This window comes from Streptomyces sp. NPDC127190 (assembly GCF_042672505.1).
Classification (GTDB): domain Bacteria; phylum Actinomycetota; class Actinomycetes; order Streptomycetales; family Streptomycetaceae; genus Streptomyces.
Genome location: NZ_JBHXVE010000005.1, coordinates 129,104 through 145,190 on the forward strand (window position 1 = coordinate 129,104; position 16,087 = coordinate 145,190).

At 71.1% G+C, this 16,087-nt stretch carries 16 protein-coding genes; 5 read left to right on the top strand and 11 right to left on the bottom strand.

Annotated elements, in window-relative coordinates; genetic code table 11:
• Positions 1–104 precede the first annotated feature (104 nt).
• A complete protein-coding gene (locus tag ACFVIU_RS10850) occupies positions 105–2,465 on the bottom strand; it encodes a PQQ-binding-like beta-propeller repeat protein (protein WP_385841941.1) in 2,361 nt (786 codons plus the stop codon).
• 188 nt (positions 2,466–2,653) lie between these two features.
• Positions 2,654–3,457, bottom strand: a complete 804-nt coding sequence (locus ACFVIU_RS10855; protein WP_385841942.1) for a VOC family protein — start codon at positions 3,455–3,457, stop codon at positions 2,654–2,656.
• A gap of 134 nt (positions 3,458–3,591) precedes the next feature.
• Between ACFVIU_RS10855 and ACFVIU_RS10860 the strand changes: the two genes are divergently transcribed.
• A complete protein-coding gene (locus ACFVIU_RS10860; RefSeq protein WP_385842204.1) occupies positions 3,592–4,227 on the top strand; it encodes a TetR family transcriptional regulator in 636 nt (211 codons plus the stop codon).
• Between the two features lie 158 nt (positions 4,228–4,385).
• Here ACFVIU_RS10860 and ACFVIU_RS10865 read toward each other — a convergent pair whose 3' ends face one another.
• Positions 4,386–4,838 carry an Lrp/AsnC family transcriptional regulator gene (locus ACFVIU_RS10865; protein WP_385841943.1) on the bottom strand — a complete coding sequence of 151 codons (453 nt, stop codon included), beginning with the start codon at positions 4,836–4,838 and terminating at the stop codon, positions 4,386–4,388.
• 82 nt (positions 4,839–4,920) lie between these two features.
• Between ACFVIU_RS10865 and ACFVIU_RS10870 the strand changes: the two genes are divergently transcribed.
• A complete protein-coding gene (locus tag ACFVIU_RS10870; protein WP_385841944.1) occupies positions 4,921–5,574 on the top strand; it encodes a LysE family translocator in 654 nt (217 codons plus the stop codon).
• Between the two features lie 76 nt (positions 5,575–5,650).
• Entirely contained in the window at positions 5,651–6,076 is a 426-nt protein-coding gene (locus tag ACFVIU_RS10875; RefSeq protein ID WP_385841945.1) for an ASCH domain-containing protein, read from the top strand.
• Positions 6,077–6,094: 18 nt separating this feature from the next.
• On the opposite strand, the gene ACFVIU_RS10880 is transcribed toward ACFVIU_RS10875, so the two are convergent.
• From ACFVIU_RS10880 to ACFVIU_RS10890, 3 genes are all read right to left on the bottom strand, one after another.
• Positions 6,095–6,574, bottom strand: coding sequence for a nitroreductase family deazaflavin-dependent oxidoreductase (locus ACFVIU_RS10880; protein WP_385841946.1), 480 nt, complete (start codon positions 6,572–6,574; stop codon positions 6,095–6,097).
• A gap of 121 nt (positions 6,575–6,695) precedes the next feature.
• Positions 6,696–6,899: a hypothetical protein gene (locus ACFVIU_RS10885; RefSeq protein WP_385841947.1), complete on the bottom strand. Its 204-nt coding sequence runs from the start codon at positions 6,897–6,899 to the stop codon at positions 6,696–6,698.
• Positions 6,896–8,080, bottom strand: a complete 1,185-nt coding sequence (locus ACFVIU_RS10890) for an acyl-CoA dehydrogenase family protein (RefSeq protein WP_385841948.1) — start codon at positions 8,078–8,080, stop codon at positions 6,896–6,898. The genes ACFVIU_RS10885 and ACFVIU_RS10890 overlap by 4 nt, the downstream gene beginning before the upstream one ends.
• An 85-nt stretch (positions 8,081–8,165) precedes the next feature.
• On the opposite strand from ACFVIU_RS10890, the gene ACFVIU_RS10895 reads away from it, so the two are divergent.
• Together ACFVIU_RS10895 and ACFVIU_RS10900 are read left to right on the top strand one after the other, a co-directional pair.
• Positions 8,166–9,338, top strand: coding sequence for an acetyl-CoA acetyltransferase (locus ACFVIU_RS10895; RefSeq protein WP_385841949.1), 1,173 nt, complete (start codon positions 8,166–8,168; stop codon positions 9,336–9,338).
• Positions 9,339–9,429: 91 nt separating this feature from the next.
• Positions 9,430–10,098, top strand: coding sequence for a pyridoxal 5'-phosphate synthase (locus tag ACFVIU_RS10900; protein WP_385841950.1), 669 nt, complete (start codon positions 9,430–9,432; stop codon positions 10,096–10,098).
• A gap of 6 nt (positions 10,099–10,104) precedes the next feature.
• Here ACFVIU_RS10900 and ACFVIU_RS10905 read toward each other — a convergent pair whose 3' ends face one another.
• From ACFVIU_RS10905 to ACFVIU_RS10925, 5 genes are all read right to left on the bottom strand, one after another.
• A complete protein-coding gene (locus ACFVIU_RS10905; RefSeq protein WP_385841951.1) occupies positions 10,105–11,508 on the bottom strand; it encodes a VanZ family protein in 1,404 nt (467 codons plus the stop codon).
• Between the two features lie 745 nt (positions 11,509–12,253).
• Positions 12,254–13,117, bottom strand: a complete 864-nt coding sequence (locus ACFVIU_RS10910) for a GNAT family N-acetyltransferase (protein WP_385841952.1) — start codon at positions 13,115–13,117, stop codon at positions 12,254–12,256.
• 707 nt (positions 13,118–13,824) lie between these two features.
• Positions 13,825–14,142: a hypothetical protein gene (locus tag ACFVIU_RS10915; protein WP_385841953.1), complete on the bottom strand. Its 318-nt coding sequence runs from the start codon at positions 14,140–14,142 to the stop codon at positions 13,825–13,827.
• A gap of 771 nt (positions 14,143–14,913) precedes the next feature.
• Positions 14,914–15,201, bottom strand: coding sequence for a DUF397 domain-containing protein (locus tag ACFVIU_RS10920; RefSeq protein WP_385841954.1), 288 nt, complete (start codon positions 15,199–15,201; stop codon positions 14,914–14,916).
• On the bottom strand, positions 15,189–16,025 hold the full coding sequence (locus tag ACFVIU_RS10925) for a helix-turn-helix domain-containing protein (protein ID WP_385841956.1): 837 nt from the start codon (positions 16,023–16,025) through the stop codon (positions 15,189–15,191). Before ACFVIU_RS10925 ends, ACFVIU_RS10920 begins: the two co-directional genes overlap by 13 nt.
• Between the last annotated feature and the right edge of the window lie 62 nt (positions 16,026–16,087).

Below are 16,087 nucleotides of genomic sequence, written 5' to 3' on the forward strand. Positions count from 1 at the left end.
CGCCGTCCGGAGCCCCTTTCCGTGTACGCCGGTGCGACGGCCGTCACCCGCACCGGACGCGTCTCACGCCGTACGCGCGGTACGACGGCCGCACCGGACGCGTCTCACGCCGTACGCGCGGTGCCCGTGCCCTTCTCCGCGTCCAGCGCGTACACACAGCGGTCCTTGCTGCACGCGTACACCACACCGTCCCGGACCACCGGCGAGCCGGTGATCTCGCCGCCCGTGGCCAGCTTCCAGCGCAGCCGGCCGTCGTCGGCCTTGAGGGTGTAGAGCAGGTGGTCGGTGGAGCCGAAGTGGATCCGGCCCTCGGCCACCGCGGGCGCGCCCACGACGTCACCGCCTGCCTGGAACCGCCACTTGGGGGTGCCGGTGACCGCGTCCAGGGTGTACAGGCCCTTGCCGCTGCCGACGTGCACATGGCCCGCCGCCACCAGCACCGGCTCGACGGACGTGCGGGCCTCGGTCGCGATCCGCCAGCGGTCGCGGCCGTCGGTGGCGTCGAGGGCGTACACGGTGCCGAGGTAGTCGGCGAGGTAGACACCGCCGCCCGTCACCGAGGGGCCGGGGGCGAAGGCGGGCGGGCTGAGGAACACCGCGGGCGCCTCGAAGTGCCAGCGCACCATGCCGCTCACCGTCTCGATGGCGAGGACACGGGTGCCGGCGCTGACATAGACATAGCCGTCGGGGGCCGGGGTCAGGCGGACCGGGACACCGCCGCAGGAGGCCGCGTCGCCGATCGGGTACGACCAGCGCTCCTCGCCGGTGCGGGCCTCCAGGGCGCGCAGCCGGGCGTCCTGCCAGACGTAGACGGTGCCGTCGTGGACGAGCGGGCCCGCCTCGGGAGACTCGAAGTCGGTCTGGCAGCCGGTGATCTCCCACAGCTTCTGCCCGCCCGACGCCTCCCAGGCCTGCACACCGCCGCCGCGGGTGCCGGTGACGACCGTGCCGTGGTCGGCCTTCAGGGAGTACACCCAGCCGTCCATGGACAGCCGCCACAGGTCGCCGCCCTCGCGGGCGTCCAGGGCGAACAGGGTGGGGCCGTCGGAGGCGTGGATACGGCCGTCCGCCACCGCCATCGACCAGGCGACGTCCCGGGTCTTGAAGCGGCGGCGGCCGGTGCCCACGTCCAGGGCGTGCACCTCGAAGGAGGTGACGTAGACCAGGTCGCCGTCCACCGCAGGGGTGCCCCACACATCGTTCGACATGCGGAAACGCCAGGGGCGCCAGCCGTTCGCCGGCTCCGGCTGCTGGGGCGGCGGGGTGGGTACGGCCGGGTCGGCGCCGGCGAGCCCGGGGCGCGGCCGGGACCAGCTGGCGACCAGCCCGGCCTCCGGCGGGGGCGCCTTCACGGCAGCGGCGCGGGCGTCGGCGACCCGGGGGCCGGGGCCGATCGGCACCTTGGCGCCGGCCAGCCGGACCGGGCCGGTGTCGGGGGCGCCGGCCGTGACCCGCGACGGGGCGGGGGCCTGGGGCGCGGGGTCGTACGGCGGCGGCGGGGGGACGGCCGCGCGGCTGCCGCTGCGCGGGCCACCGGTCGACACCTGGGCGGGCTGGGCGGTGTGGCGGCCGCCGTTGCGGCGGGACTCGATGAGGGCGACGGCCTTCTCCGGCAGCCAGGCGGAGGCGGTGCCGCTGTCGTCCGAACCGGCGGCGAAGAGATGCGGTGCCAGCTGGGCCTGGAGATCGGCCGGGCTGGGCCGTGCGGGGGCCTCCATCTGCATGCACGCCTCGATCAGCGAGCGCAGCTCGTCCGGCAGGCCGCTGAGGTCCGGGCCCTCGCGCAGCAGCATGAAGACGGTCTCGACCGGGTTGGCGCCGTGGAAGGGCGGATGGCCGGTGGCCGCGAAGACCAGGGTGGAGCCGAGCGAGAAGACATCGCTGGCGCCGGTGACGCTGCGGGAGTCCTTGGCCTGCTCGGGCGACATGTAGGCGGGGGTGCCGACGGCGACGTTCGTCATGGTCAGCCGGGTGTTGGAGACGCCGGAGGCGATACCGAAGTCGATCACCCGGGGGCCGTCCTCGACGACCAGGACGTTGGAGGGCTTCAGGTCGCGGTGGACCAGCCCGGCGCCGTGGATGGACTGGAGGGCCTCCGCGACACCGGCCGCCAGCCAGCGCACCGCCTGCGCGGGCAGCGGCCCGCACTCGTTCACTATCTCCTCGAGGGAGGGCGCGGGGACGTACGCCGTGGCCAGCCAGGGCACGGCGGCGCGCGGGTCGGCGTCGACCACGGCCGCGGTGTAGAAGCCGGAGACCGCGCGGGCCGCCTCCACCTCGCGGGTGAAGCGGACCCGGAACAGCTGGTCCTCGGCCAGCTCGGTGCGCACCGTCTTGATCGCCACGCGCCGGCCCGACGCCGACCGCGCGAGATAGACCAGCCCCATGCCGCCGGCACCCAGCCGGCCCAGCACCTCGAACGGCCCGATCCGCCGCGGATCGTGCTGCGTCAGCTGATCCACCACTTGCCTGCCACCTCCCCGTACGAGCCGCGCCACCCACATATGTACGCGGCCGAAGTGCAGCGTCTCACCACCGCACCGCCATGGCGGCACGCACCCCGATTCTTCCTGGCCGGGCGGCTGGTTGCGAACCCGGTAACAATCAGGGTGTCTCCACCTTAATCGTGTCGATCAGCCCCGAACCGGACCGGTCAGCGGTGCAGCAGCGCGAACGACGCCCCCTGATTGTCGGTGACGACGGCCACCCGTCCGTACGACGTCTCGAAGGGTGGCGCCTGCACCCGCCCGTCCAGCCGCTGTACGGCCCCGAGGGCGTCCTCCAGGTCCGTGACCCGGAAGTGGGCGAGGAAGTGCGGGGGCATCTCGGCCGGGAACACCTCGGTGACGTCGGCCCGGCCGAAGTCCGGCTCGGCACCGCCGCCGAACAGGGCGTCGTGGAAGAGGCCGCCGTAGAAGGCGTTCGCGGCGGCGGTGTTTCGGGTGTACAGCTCGGCCCAGACGAAGGTGCCGGGCTCGTGGCGCCGCCCGAAGCCGCGATGGCTGCCCGGCTGCCACAGCCCGAACACCGCGCCGTCGGGGTCGGCGGCGAGGGCGGCCGTGCCGAGGCCGTCCACCGGGAAGGGGGCCATGACCAGCTGTCCGCCGGCCGCGGTGATCCGGCGGCCGAGCGCGGTGGCGTCCGGGGTGGCGAAGTAGACCGTCCAGACGGTGGGCATCCGGCCGTCGGTCTTGGGGGCGAGCGCGGCCACCGGGTCGCCCCCCAGCCGGGCCCAGACGGAGGAGCCGTACCCCTCGCCGTACCTCTCTCCGCGCCCCTCTCCGGGCCCCTCCCCCGGTTCGTCCTCCGGTTCGTCCCCCGGCTCGGCGAAGGTCCACCCGAAAAGCTCACCGTAGAACCGCTTGCCCGCCTCCACGTCGGGCAGCTGGGCGTCCACCCAGCACGGGACGCCCTCCCGGTAGACCTCTTCGTTCGCGGATGCCCTGTTTTCGGCCATGCCGTCAAAGTAACCGGGCCGCGCGCACCCCGCAGACCAGGCACACCATCCTCTGCACCCCCGCGCACCCCATTTGCAGTCGGCCGAATCGCGCTCCGATCACCCCTCGGTAAGCTGACGGCATGACAGGACAAGTGCGTACCGTCGACGGCCGGGTGGCCGGCCGGCGAGGGCAGGCGACCCGGCAGAAGCTGCTCGACTGCCTCAGCGAGATGCTCAGCTCCTCCCCCTACCGGGACGTCAAGGTCATCGATGTCGCCCGGAAGGCGGGCACTTCGCCCGCGACCTTCTATCAGTACTTCCCGGACGTCGAGGGCGCCGTCCTGGAGATCGCCGAGCACATGGCCTCGGAGGGCGCGGGGTTGACCGAACTGCTCGAAGGGCGGTCCTGGGCCGGGAAGTCGGGGTGGCAGACCGCGCAGGAACTCGTGGACGGGTTCCTGGAGTTCTGGCGCAAGAACGATGCGATCCTGCGCGTGGTCGACCTGGGCGCGGCCGAAGGGGACAAACGGTTCTACAAGATCCGGATGAAGATCCTCAACTCGGTCAACAACTCCCTCGCGGACTCCATCGCGGAACTCCAGTCCAAGGGGCGGGTCGACAAGGACGTGAACCCGGCCGCGGTGGCCGGATCCCTGGTCGCGATGCTCGCGGCGGTGGCCTCGCACCAGAAGGGGTTCACGTCGTGGGGTGTGAAGCAGGCCGAACTCAAGCCGAATCTGGCGCTGTTGGTGCATCTGGGCGTGACCGGCAGAAAGCCGAGCAAGTAAGGCTGCTTTCCGTAACGCCGTTTTCTGTCACGCCGTTTTCTGTAGTGCCGTTTTCCACGCGTCCTGTCTGGCGGGCGGTGGTTCACTTCCGGTGAGCCGCCGCCCGCGCTGCTGTGCGGGCGGCTGTGCGGGTCGCTGAGCGGGTCGCTGAGCGCTCGCTATGCCGGCAGTGGACGGTCCCGGACCACGTGCTTCATCACCAGCGTCGAGGTGAGCCGCTGCACGCCCGGCAGGGCCGCGAGCCGGTCGTCGTAGAGCCGCTGGAAGGCCGCCAGGTCGGCGGTGGCGACGCGCAGCAGATAGTCCGGCTCGCCGAAGAGCCGCTGGGCGTCCAGTACGTGATCCAGCTCGCTGACCGCCCGCTCGAACTCGGCGACCGTGTCCCGGTCCTCCTGCCGCATGGAGACGAAGACCAGCGCCTCGAAGTTCAGCCCCAGCGACGCCGGGTCCACCACCGCGCGATAGCCCTGGATGGCGCCGGAGCGCTCCAGCTCGCGCAGCCGGCGATGGCAGGGCGAGACGCTGAGCCGCACCCGGGCGGCCAGCTCGGTCACGGTCAGCCGCCCGTCCTGTTGAAGCTCTGCAAGGATTTTCCGGTCCACGTCGTCCATGGAGAAGATTCTTGCCCATCGTCTCGCACTCAGGGGTAATTTCAGGAACACCTTTGGGCTGATCGCGCCTAATGTCCCTTCCATGGACGCGGGACTCCTCCTTTCCTTTCTCTTTCTCGACCTGCTGCTGGTGTGTGTGCCGGGCGCCGACTGGGCCTATGTGATCGCCACCGCCCTGCGCGGCCGCTCGGTGCCGCGCGCGGTCGCCGGTCTGGTCTCCGGGTACGCCCTGCACACGGCCCTGGCGACGGCGGGCCTGGCGGTCCTCGTCGCGAGTTCCCCGGGGCTGCTGACCGGCCTGACCGTGGCGGGCGCGGGCTATCTGCTCTGGCTGGGCTGGAGCGTGCTGCGGCGGCCGGCGGTGCCGGGGGCGGGCGACACCGGGGCGACGGAGGAGGGGCGGCTTTCCCGGTCCGGGGACGCGGCGGAGGGGCGGCTCTTTCTGCGCGGGGCGACGATCAGCGGTCTGAACCCCAAGGGGCTGCTGCTCTACCTCTCCCTCCTCCCCCAGTTCCTCACCCTGCGCGGCGCCCACCTGCCCGTGCCGGTGCAGACGGCGACCCTCGGCCTGCTCCACATGGCCTGCTGCGCGGCGGTGTACCTCGCGGTCGGCACCCTCGCCCGCGTCCTGCTCGCCGCACGGCCCGCGGCGGCCCGGGCGGTGACCCGGACGTCGGGGGCGGCGATGCTGGGGATCGGGGCGTTTTTGCTGGTGGAGCGGCTGGCGACGCTCTAGCTCGCAGCTACGGCGCCGCGCCGGTCCCCCGGCGGATCCCTTGTCCGCCCCGCCGGATCCTTTGTAGCCTCACCCGATGACGCACACCGGCCTGCCCACCCTCGAACTCGCCCTGCCCGGCCCGCTCCGCGACAGCGGCGTCGCGGCGATCCTCAGCGGGCAGAAGACCGCGCTCACCGGGCTCCCGGCGCTCTACGAGCACGCCGGAGAACCACTGCCGCGGGCCGGACAGCGGTTCTGCGTGGTCGACTCGGCGAACCGGCCGGCGGTCGTCGTCGAACTGGTCGAGGTGCGCGTGGTGGCGATGCGGGAGATCGACGACGACTTCGCCCGCGCCGAGGGGCGCGGCTATGCCGACGCGGCCGAATGGCGGGCCGCCCACGAGGAGTTCTTCCGCAGCGAGGGCGTGCGCGCGTTCCTCGGCCGCACCCCGGAGATCGACGGGAACACGCCGGTGGTCGCCCAGCGGTTCCGCGTGGTCGAGGAGCCGGTCGCCGGCTAGCGGGGAGCCGCCCGACGGCTAGGGTTCGCGCCGGGTGAGCCGGAAGACGCGGATCTCGCGCCGGACCCTGGCCTGGTAGGTGGCGTACGGCGGCCAGAAGGACAGCAGGGTCTTCCAGGCGGCGGCCCGTTCCTCCCCGGTGAGCAGGGTGGCGGTGACCGGGATGTCGCGGCCCCGCCAGTTGACGACCGCGTCGGGGTGGGCGAGCAGGTTGTGGGTCCAGGCGGGGTGGTCGGTACGGCCGAAGTTGGAGCCGACGAGCAGCCAGCCGCGCCCCTCGGGCATACAGGCCAGCGGCGTCCTGCGGGGCTGTCCGCTGCGGGCACCGGTGGAGGTGAGGATCACCCCGGGCAACAGCTGGGCGCTGAGCAGCACCCGGCCCCGGGTGAGCCGGTGGACGGCCCGGTCCAGGGCCGGGATCACATGCGGGGCGACCTTGGCGAAGCCGCGCGTGGCCGACACCCGCTGGACGATCCGCACGCCGATCCCGCCGCTCACACCGCCACCTCCGCACCCTCGAAGAGCCCCGCCACTTCGGCGGCCCGGTCCCGCAACCGGTGCATGCCCCCGGCACGCGCGCCCGACACCCGCTGCACGCTCCGCACACCGAACCCGCCCTTCACACCGCCACCCCCGCACCCTCGAAGAACCCCGCCATCTCGGCGGCCCGGTCGAAGCAGAGGGGCACCCCGGGCGGCACCCGGCCCCCGGTGAGCCGGTGGACGGCTCGACCCAGGGCCGGGATCACGTGCCGGGCGACCTTGGCGAAGCCGCGCGTGCCCGACACCCGCTGCACGCCCCGCACACCGAACCCGCCCCTCACACCGCCACCCCCGCACCCTCGAAGAGCCCCGCCATCTCGGCGGCCCGGTCCCGCAGTCGGTGCGTCGGCCCGAACAGCAGCTCGTCGCCGGCGGCTCGCTTGAAGTACAGGTGGGCGTCGTGCTCCCAGGTGAAACCGATGCCGCCGTGTGCCTGGACGGCCTCGGCGGCGGCGCTGCGCAGCGCCTCCAGCGCCTGGGCGAGCGCCAGCCCGCCGACGGCCTCCCCGCGCCCGGCCGCCCACGCGGCGTAGTAGGCGGCCGAGCGCGCCGCCTGCACCGCGACATACACATCGGCCAGCCGGTGCTTCACCGCCTGGAAGGAGCCGACGGGCCGGCCGAACTGCTCGCGCTGTCCGACGTACTCGACCGTCCGCTCCAGCACCCGGTCCGCCGCCCCCACCGCCTCCGCCGCCAGCACGGTCGCGGCGGTGTCGCCGAGGGCGGCCAGCGCGGGCAGGACGGCCGTGTCCGGCTCACCGAGCAACTCGGCGGGTACGTCACGCAGTTGTACGCGGCCCTGCGGGCGGGTCGCGTCCAGCGCCGTGTGCCGGGCGCGGACCAGCCCGGGCGCGTCCCCTTGCACCAGGAACAGCCGGGTGCGGGAGCGGGCGAAGCCCCCGGTGTGCGCGGCGACCAGCAGCAGCCCGGCGCTGTGCCCGTCCAGCACCTGGTCGGCCTGGCCGTACAGGGTCCAGCCGGTGTCGGTGCGCCGGGCCTGCACCCCGCCCGCCCGGCCCCCGCCGGCCGCGTACCCCGCGTTGGGGCCGGACAGGGCGAGGGCCGTGGTGAGGGCGGGCCCGGGGACGGCGAGGGCGGCGGTGAGGGTGCCGGCCGCCAGCCGGGGCAGCAGCTCGGCGCGCTGGGCGTCGGTGCCGAGGGCGAGCAGCAGCGGGGCGGCGAGGACGGAGGTGGCGAGCAGCGGGGAGGGAGCGAGGGCCCGCCCGGTCTCCTCGCAGGCGAGGGCGAGTTCGGTGACCGAGCAGCCGACACCGCCGTACCGCTCGGGCAGGGCGAGTCCGGGCAGCCCGAGCCGGCCGGCGAGCGCGGACCACAGCGCGGGGTCGTACCCGGCCGGGCTGTCGACGGCGGCCCGCAGCTCGGCCGAGCCGCAGCGGGCGCGCAGCAGCTCGCGCAGGGTGCGGCGGATCTCGTCCTGCTCGGCGGTGAGACGCGTGTCCATGGCTTCTTCCCTCACCCTTCCCCCGTACCTGACGGGCCGTCATATTAGGGGGGCCGGAGCGAGATGCCCAGGGGGAGGAGCCCTCATGACGCGCGGGAAGCGGAAGGTCGCCGTGGTCGGCGTGGCCCTGTCCGACTGCGGCCGGGTGGACGACGCGACGCCGTACCGCCTGCACGCCCAGGCCGCCCGCCGGGCCCTCGCGGACGCCGGTCTCGACCGCTCGGTGGTCGACGGCTTCGGCTCCGCCGGGCTCGGCACCCTCGCCCCGGTGGAGGTCGCCGAGTACCTGGGGCTGCGGCCCAGCTGGGTGGACTCCACGTCGGTCGGCGGCTCGACCTGGGAGGTGATGGCGGCGCACGCGGCGGACGCGATCGCGGCGGGCCACGCGAACGCGGTCCTGCTGGCCTACGGCTCCACGGCCCGCGCGGACATCAGGGCGGGCCGGCGGACGGGCACCCTGTCCTTCGGCGCCCGGGGTCCGCTCCAGTTCGAGGTGCCGTACGGCCACACACTGATCGCCAAGTACGCGATGGCGGCCCGCCGGCACATGACCGAGTACGGCACGACGGTCGAGCAGCTCGCCGAGGTGGCGGTGCAGGCGCGGGCCAACGCGGCGCTGAACCCGGAGGCGATGTTCCGCACCCCCCTCACCGTCTCCGACGTCCTCTCCGGCCCGATGATCGCCGACCCCTTCACCAAGCTGCACTGCTGTCTGCGCTCGGACGGCGGCGCGGCGGTGCTGCTGGCGGCCGAGGAGTACGTACGGGACTGCCGTACCGCCCCCGTCTGGATCCTCGGCACCGGTGAGCACGTCTCGCACGCGGCGATGTCCGAGTGGCCCGACTTCACGGTGTCCCCGGCGGCGGTGAGCGGCCGCCTCGCCTTCGCCCGGGCCGGGGTCGGACCCGCCGAGATGGACTTCGCCCAGATCTACGACGCCTTCACCTACATGACCCTGGTGACCCTGGAGGACCTGGGCTTCTGCGCCAAGGGCGAGGGCGGGGCGTTCGTGGCGAAGGGGCGGCTGCTGGTGCGCGGCGGAGGGCTGCCGGTGAACACGGACGGCGGCGGCCTGTCGGCCCAGCACCCGGGGATGAGAGGCCTGTTCCTGCTGGTGGAGGCGGTACGGCAGCTGCGCGGGGAGGCGGGCGAACGCCAGGTGCGCGGGGCCGGCAGCGGCGTGCCCCGGCTGGGGGTCGCGTCGGGCACCGGGGGGTGGTTCTGCTCGTCGGGGACGGTGGTGCTGGGGCGGGAGTGAAGGGGGTGGGGGCCGGGAGTGACGGAAATCGCCGGGTGCGGTGGGCGAGGGCAGACGGCACGGGCGCGGAGGCCCGGGCGATACTCGGCGCATGGCACACGACGATCTCCACTCACTGCTCCGGTCCCTGCGGGTCTGGGACACCAAGGTGACGGAGCTGCGGCCCTTCGACCCGGACACCGCCCCGCCCACCCCGCTGGCGCTGTTCACGAGCTGGTTCGCGGAGGCGGTGGCGGCCGGGCAGCCGGAGCCGCACACGATGTCGCTGGCGACGGTGGACGCGGAGGGCAGGCCGGACGCGCGGATCGTGATGCTGCACGGCGCGGACGCCGCCGGCTGGTCCTTCGCCAGCCATGCCACAAGCCGCAAGGGCCAGGCCCTGGCCTCCCGCCCGTACGCGGCCCTCGTCTTCTACTGGCCGGTGCTGGGCCGCCAGGTCCGGCTGCGCGGCCCGGTGGCGGCGGCCCCGGCCGAGGACAGCCAGGCCGATCTGCACTCCCGCTCCACCGGCGCACTGGCGGCGGCCCTCACCGGCCGCCAGAGCGCGGAGCTGTCCTCCCTGGAGGAACTCCGCGACGCCTCCGAGGCGGCCTGGCGGCAGGCCCGCGCCAACCCCTCCGAACCCTCCCCCACCTGGACCCTCTACCACCTCTCCCCGGACACGGTGGAGTTCTTCCAGGGAGACCCCGAGCGACGCCATGTCCGGCTGGAGTACCGGAGCACGGGGTTCGGCTGGAGCAGGGGGCTGCTGTGGCCGTGAGGGGCGTCAGTTGGCCTTCACCGGCATATCACTGCCGTCATAGACTCGGCCGTCGACCGCATCCACATGCCATGCGTCTCCGGCCTCCGACGGAGCCGAGCCCTCGTCGGTCTTGGAGCCCGCCGAGACCGCCACGAGCCATTCAGGCCGCCAGGCCCCGTCTCGGTACACCGCCTTCAACGTGAACGCCTTCACGTCAAGTCCGTCCGGGATCCCGCGTCCGTGGGCCTTGGCCTGAGCAGCCATTGCCTCCTTCACGGCCTTTTCGGCCCCTGACTCGTTGATCTCGGTCTTAGCAAGCTTCACATGCGGAGGACCGAGGGTCACATCGACCTGCGAGATCTGCCCGACCCTGTCGACCTGTATGTCCAGCATCCTCGGCATCAGGACCTTGTTGTCCAGCCATCGCCAGTTGGTGATCCACCCCAGTTCCGCCTTCTCCCCCACTGGGAAGGTCCGGTGCACGGCCGCGCCTTTCGCCCACGGATAGCGCTTGTTGACGTAGGACTGTGCGATCTGGAACGCATCTCGCTCGTTGGCCGGCTTGTTCGCCCCGGCCACGGGGTAACCCATGACGGCGGAGCGGTCACTGTCTTCCAGCAGCACGTTGAGATGCTTCTTGTCCGGCCACGAGAGGCTGCCGTTGGCGAAAGCCTGCGGGTGCTCTTTGTCTCGACTCAGCAGAGTGAAGATGATGTTCGTACACGGCAGGCCCACGCACGGCTGCTCATAAACATGCCCCAGGGCATACCGGTCGCCGAACGCCTGATGCACAGCCTCCGCAACGGCCTCACGCTGCGGGGAGTCCGCCGCCGACAGGCCGGTCCCATCGATGTTGGTGAATGCCACCATCGGCTCGGCAACGCCCGTGCCCAGCAGGAGAGCCGCCACAGCAACGATGAATGATGCTTTCGCGCCTCCCTGCCACTCAACGGATCGACGCCCGGCCAGAATCGCTGTCGCCACAGCCAGTCCGGCAAGACCACCGAGAACGTTCATCTCGGCGTCGGAGCTGTCACAGACGCGTCCAAGACCATCCACGGTGGCCTGGGTGAACTCGATCGTCACAGGCAGGAGCACAAGGCCGACCAGCACAGGCAGCGGCCGACGGAAAGCCAGCAAGGCGAACAGGCCGAGCGGAACCGTCATCGCGAGGTTCCACAGGCCCTGCGTGGTGTGAAAGGGTTCGGCGAGTTGGTGATTGATGACGCACCGATTGCTGGCCGGACCACCATCCATGAAGGTAACTCCGAGCACACCGGTGAGCGTGGCTGCGAGCCAGCCGAACCACACACCGTGCGGCCTGCCGGCACGATGGACCAGAAGCCACACCGATCCGCCGAGCACGAGGGCAACCAGCGCGCATGCGGCCAGATAGCCGTAATGGTGTTGGAAAACTGCGGTAAACACGGGCGTAGTCCTTGGCAGATCAAGCACGGGCAAGGGAACCGCCAAAGGCCCCGCCCTGACAGACGGGGCCCCGGTGTTGCCGGTTCAGCAGTGGGCGGAAGGCGTCTGGAAGGTGCCGCCGCTGTAGTTGAGCAGGCCGACAGTCGAGGAGCAACGCTCCATGCGATACAGGCCGTGACCTGCCCGGCCACAGTCGTTGGCGTTCCCTGCTGTGCCCGTGAAGGCGAGGGGCCGCCTGTGTCTGTAGCGTGGAGCAGGGGCTGTTGTGGCTGTGCGTGGCGTCGTTGATGGGCGGGGTCGTGTGACTCTGGGACTCCACCACCTGGTCCTCGGCGAGACCCGATCGCCACCGCCGACCCCTCGACGGCAACATGTCCTCACCCGCCGACTGGCGCCGCCTCCATGCAGAGCCGTCCAAGGCTCCGTCGAGGCCTGGACGGGATGACGCAGCTCGCACTCCCACCGGTCAGCTCTCCCTCACTGGCAGTCGACGCTGCTCATCCGGTCGTGCACCTCAGCCAGGGCGCGCAATGTACGAACGACGGGGTTGTTGAGGAGCGGCAGCGAGGAGTGGCCCAACAGGCTGGTCGAAGCGCCGTCGAGAAGAGAGAGCAGACCGCCGTCCTACGACTGGGCGCTCCCGGCTCCCAGGGTCCCGAGGGCACCTGCCGCTGCCATTGCCACCGGCGATGAATGTACGGGTATGCGGTCGGCTGGTGGCGGAAGACCCCTCGGACTCATCCGCTCAGCCCTCGAAGTCCCACACCGTGAAGTCCCCGACCGGGCGGTAGCCGATGCGCTGGTAGAGGCCGTTGCTGGTGGGGTTGGCGAGGTCGGTGAAGAGGAGGATCTCGGGGGTGCCGGCGGTACGGGCGGCGCGGCTCACCTCGGCCGTGACGGCGCCCGCGTAGCCGCGTCCGCGCAGCCCGGGCGGGGTGTAGACGGGGGCGACCCGGACCTGGCCGGCGATCTCGGGGGTCACCCCGGCCAGCGAGAGGGGGGTGCCGTCGGCGGCTTCCCAGAGGGTGATGCCGCCATGGGCGATACGCGCGTCGGCCCACTCGGCGGCGTCGGCGCCGGTGTGCGAGCCGGTCTCCTCGGCGAACTCCTCGTACCAGCGGGCGACGAGGTCCCGGTCGGCCGGTACGGCCACGCGCGGCCGCCCCTCGGGCGCGGGCTCCGGGACGGTCAGCTCGGTGAGCCGGTACAGCCGCTGGCGGGTCCGGATCACGGCCGTGACCCCGGTCCGCCGCTGCCAGGCCTCACTGAAGGCCGCGGCCGTGTCCCGCTCGGCGGAGACCCCGGAGACCGGATGCCCCAGCTCCACCAGCCGGGCGGCCAGCGCGTCGGCCTCCCCGGGCCCGAGCGGGGTCAGGTTCGGCGGGTAGGGCGGGGTGTGCACCAGCACCGCGCGCACGTTCCCGTCCTCCCCCGCGAGCACCCCGAACCGGGGCGCCTCACCCCCGAAGTGCCGCAACCCGCGCCGCTGCAACGCGTCCACCACCGACAACGGCACGGTGTGCAGGGCGGGCCGGGAGCGGAGGAAATCGCCCGCGCGCGAAAGGAATTGGTCGAGGTCTTCGGTGAGGTGCCAGTCGTCGGGGCGCATACGGCCATGATCTGGGCGGGGGTCGGCTATGAGCGACCGATTTTCGGGGAGTTCCCTCTTCTACGCCCCCAGCAGAGTCGGCGAGTACGGGACCGGGCCGACCCCTGTGCGAGGCTCCGCCCCGTCGCGGCGGGCTGGGGCAGGAAGCCGCCCCAGAGACAGCTGCGTCCCCGTCAGCGAACCGACGGGGACTCATGCGCGATCGGGCTACTCGTGAGTGGGGCTACTTCTCGTCCACCCCACCGAAAGCCCCCAGGTGCCACTCGTCTTGGTCGTCACCGATACGGCAACGTTCTTGTGAACGTGCCTGAGACCCACTTCGTTCAGCTGCCCGGGGTCACCGTTCGCACATACAACGGTGTAGCTCACGATCGAGCCGACATTGACGTCGATGGTGCCGGAGCCGGAACAGATCACCCCGACTTCCAGACCTCCCTGCCCGACTTGAGGGATCACAGGGAATGTGTGAGGTCCACTTCGTCCTCCTGCTCGGATGAATACCTTCTCCGCCTCGGGGAGCTGAGGCGGAGTCCGGGGATCCGCGGTGGCCGAGCGGGCGGTGCCGGGTGTACGGGGTGAAGTCGTAGTGGCCGTCGGCTCACTGGTAGCTGCCCGGTGCCCATCCGAGGCCGTGCTGGTGCAGCCCGTCAACGCCAGGGCGGCCACCGCACTGGCCACCCCCAGTGTTCCCACCTGGCTGACACAGTTCAGTCGTCCCACGTGTACCACCCAACATGCAGCGGGCCATAGCCGGTCACGTTGTTCTTCGTGAGGTAGCAGGTGTGATGCTCCCAGTAGGCAAGACCACTGAACTTCCGGCGCCACACGCCGTACTGGGCGTGCACTGTCCTGCCTGGAGGCACGTTCTTCACATGCACCACGTTGCCAAGCTTTGCCGTTATGGACATCGATATCGAGATGCCATACTTCAGATTCACCTCGGCCACCATGGTACTGATCTTCGTAGTGAGTTCACCGGAATAGGCCACGCCGACAGTCCCGGAGACCTCGGCGGTGAAGTCCATGTCTTCGTATTCCCGGCTACCGTTGTAGTTCGACTGGCTCGGCCCGATTCCTTCATGGTATTTACCCCCTAAGGAAGTGGGCTTGAACCACTTGCTCTCATCACAGTCCCCGCTGCGGGACATTTCTGACCCGGCTTGCACTCGCTGCCAGGCAGATCCGGATCAACATCGAGCGCCGGGTCGGTCGGAGCGTCGGACAAGGACTCCTGGGGAGTGGCTGGCGGCGCGGTGTGGAGCAGGCCATCGGTGGCGTCGTCACCATCCTGAGGCACTGCAACGGTAGCGGTCGGATCGGGCGTCGGTTCCGCCGCCAGCGCCGGGGTCGAAATTCCCAGGACCGTGGCGCTTGCGAAAATGACGGAGCTTGCAAGCAGACGCACTTCTTCCCCCCTGATTTCTTGGAACCAAACGATGGTTTGGTTTGGTTAACCACGGAGCCTAGGCAGCAGCAGGCACGCCGGGGGCAAACTTGAGCAGATTTTGAGGTGAGCATGCCGATCAGCGCAGGCTTTCCCTTACCGCAAGCGCCGCATCAGACAATTCTCGCCCTCATGTAGCCTTCTTTCGGCGGCGTGGAGCAGCGACGGATCAGGCCGCCCCGCTTCCGGCTGTTGTGTCGGCATTCTCGGCCGACCAGCCCATCGCCGCATGGGCGGGATCTCGGCGTGAAGCCGCCGATCGCCTGCCAGGCGTACCGAGCACCCTCCCTGGGCCCACAGCGCTGGGGCGCGCTCACGTCGATGCGGCGATGTCCGGACCGGGCGATCTCCCTCAGGTCAGCGACGCATCGCCCTTGACCCCGTCCACAAAGGCCGCCCATGCGGGGGCCGTGAAGAGCAGGGGGGTGCGGGTGGTGTCCTTGCTGTCGCGGACGGGGACGAGGGAGGGGATGCCTTCGGCGACTTCGAGGCAGGCGCCGCCGTCCGTGTTGCTGTAGCTGCTCTTGCGCCAGTCGGCGGTGTGGAGGAGGTCGTCGGAGACTTCGACGCAATCGCCGCCGCTCGTGTTGCTGTAGCTGCTCTTGCGCCAGGTCACGCCGCTCAGGTCTATGGCTCGCACGGCACTTCCTCCAACATCCGCAGGATGAACGTCCGCGACTCGGCCGGGGAAAGGGCGAGGTCGCGCATCGCATCGTACCTACGCTGCAACATCTCAACTGAGCCGTTTTCTTCGACAAGTTCGCCACGGAGATCGTTCTCCGTATAGGCGACGGTGCGACCGTCCAACAGACGCAGGAACTTCACGGCGGTGTTCATCAGGCCGTGGAGACCAGCACTGAACGGGAGTACTTGGAGGGTGATGTTCGGGCGCTCGGCGGCATCCACCAGGTACTGCAACTGCTGTCGCCACGCCCCCACGTCACGCAGCGACGTGCGAAGCACCGCCTCGGAGAGGATGACGCGGAACGGTGGCGGATCGTCACCCTCCAGCAACTGTTGCCGACCAAGGCGCGCTTCGACCTGCTGCTCGAGTTCAAGACCCTTGATCCAGCCCACTCCGAGTGCCTCGCGTGCGTACCCGGCTGTCTGAAGAAGGCCCGGCGGTGCGCTCACGGCGTAGTGCCACAGGCTGATCGCCTCCGACTCCAGCACCATGTACCGCCGATACTGCTCCTTGAACTGCGTCGGATCCGCCACCGCCAGCTCCCACAGCGTCACCAGCAAGCCCGGTGTCCCGTAGAACTGGTCCAGCGCCTGGACGACCTCCGGGCCGCCCAGCGTTCGCCCGCTCTCCATCTTGGAGAACTGGGACGCGTCCCAGCCCACCTGTTTCGCCAGTTCCCGCAGGCTCAGGCCGCGTTCGGTGCGCAGTCGCCGTAACTCTTCGGCGAAGCGGGCCCTCGGCTCCTGGCTCCGGCCGGTGACCATCAGGCGTTGAGGCATCCCACCTCCATGTTGAATTTGGTGAACGTGCTCGGCAAAGCGTTGAACGTGGGCCTCTCAAC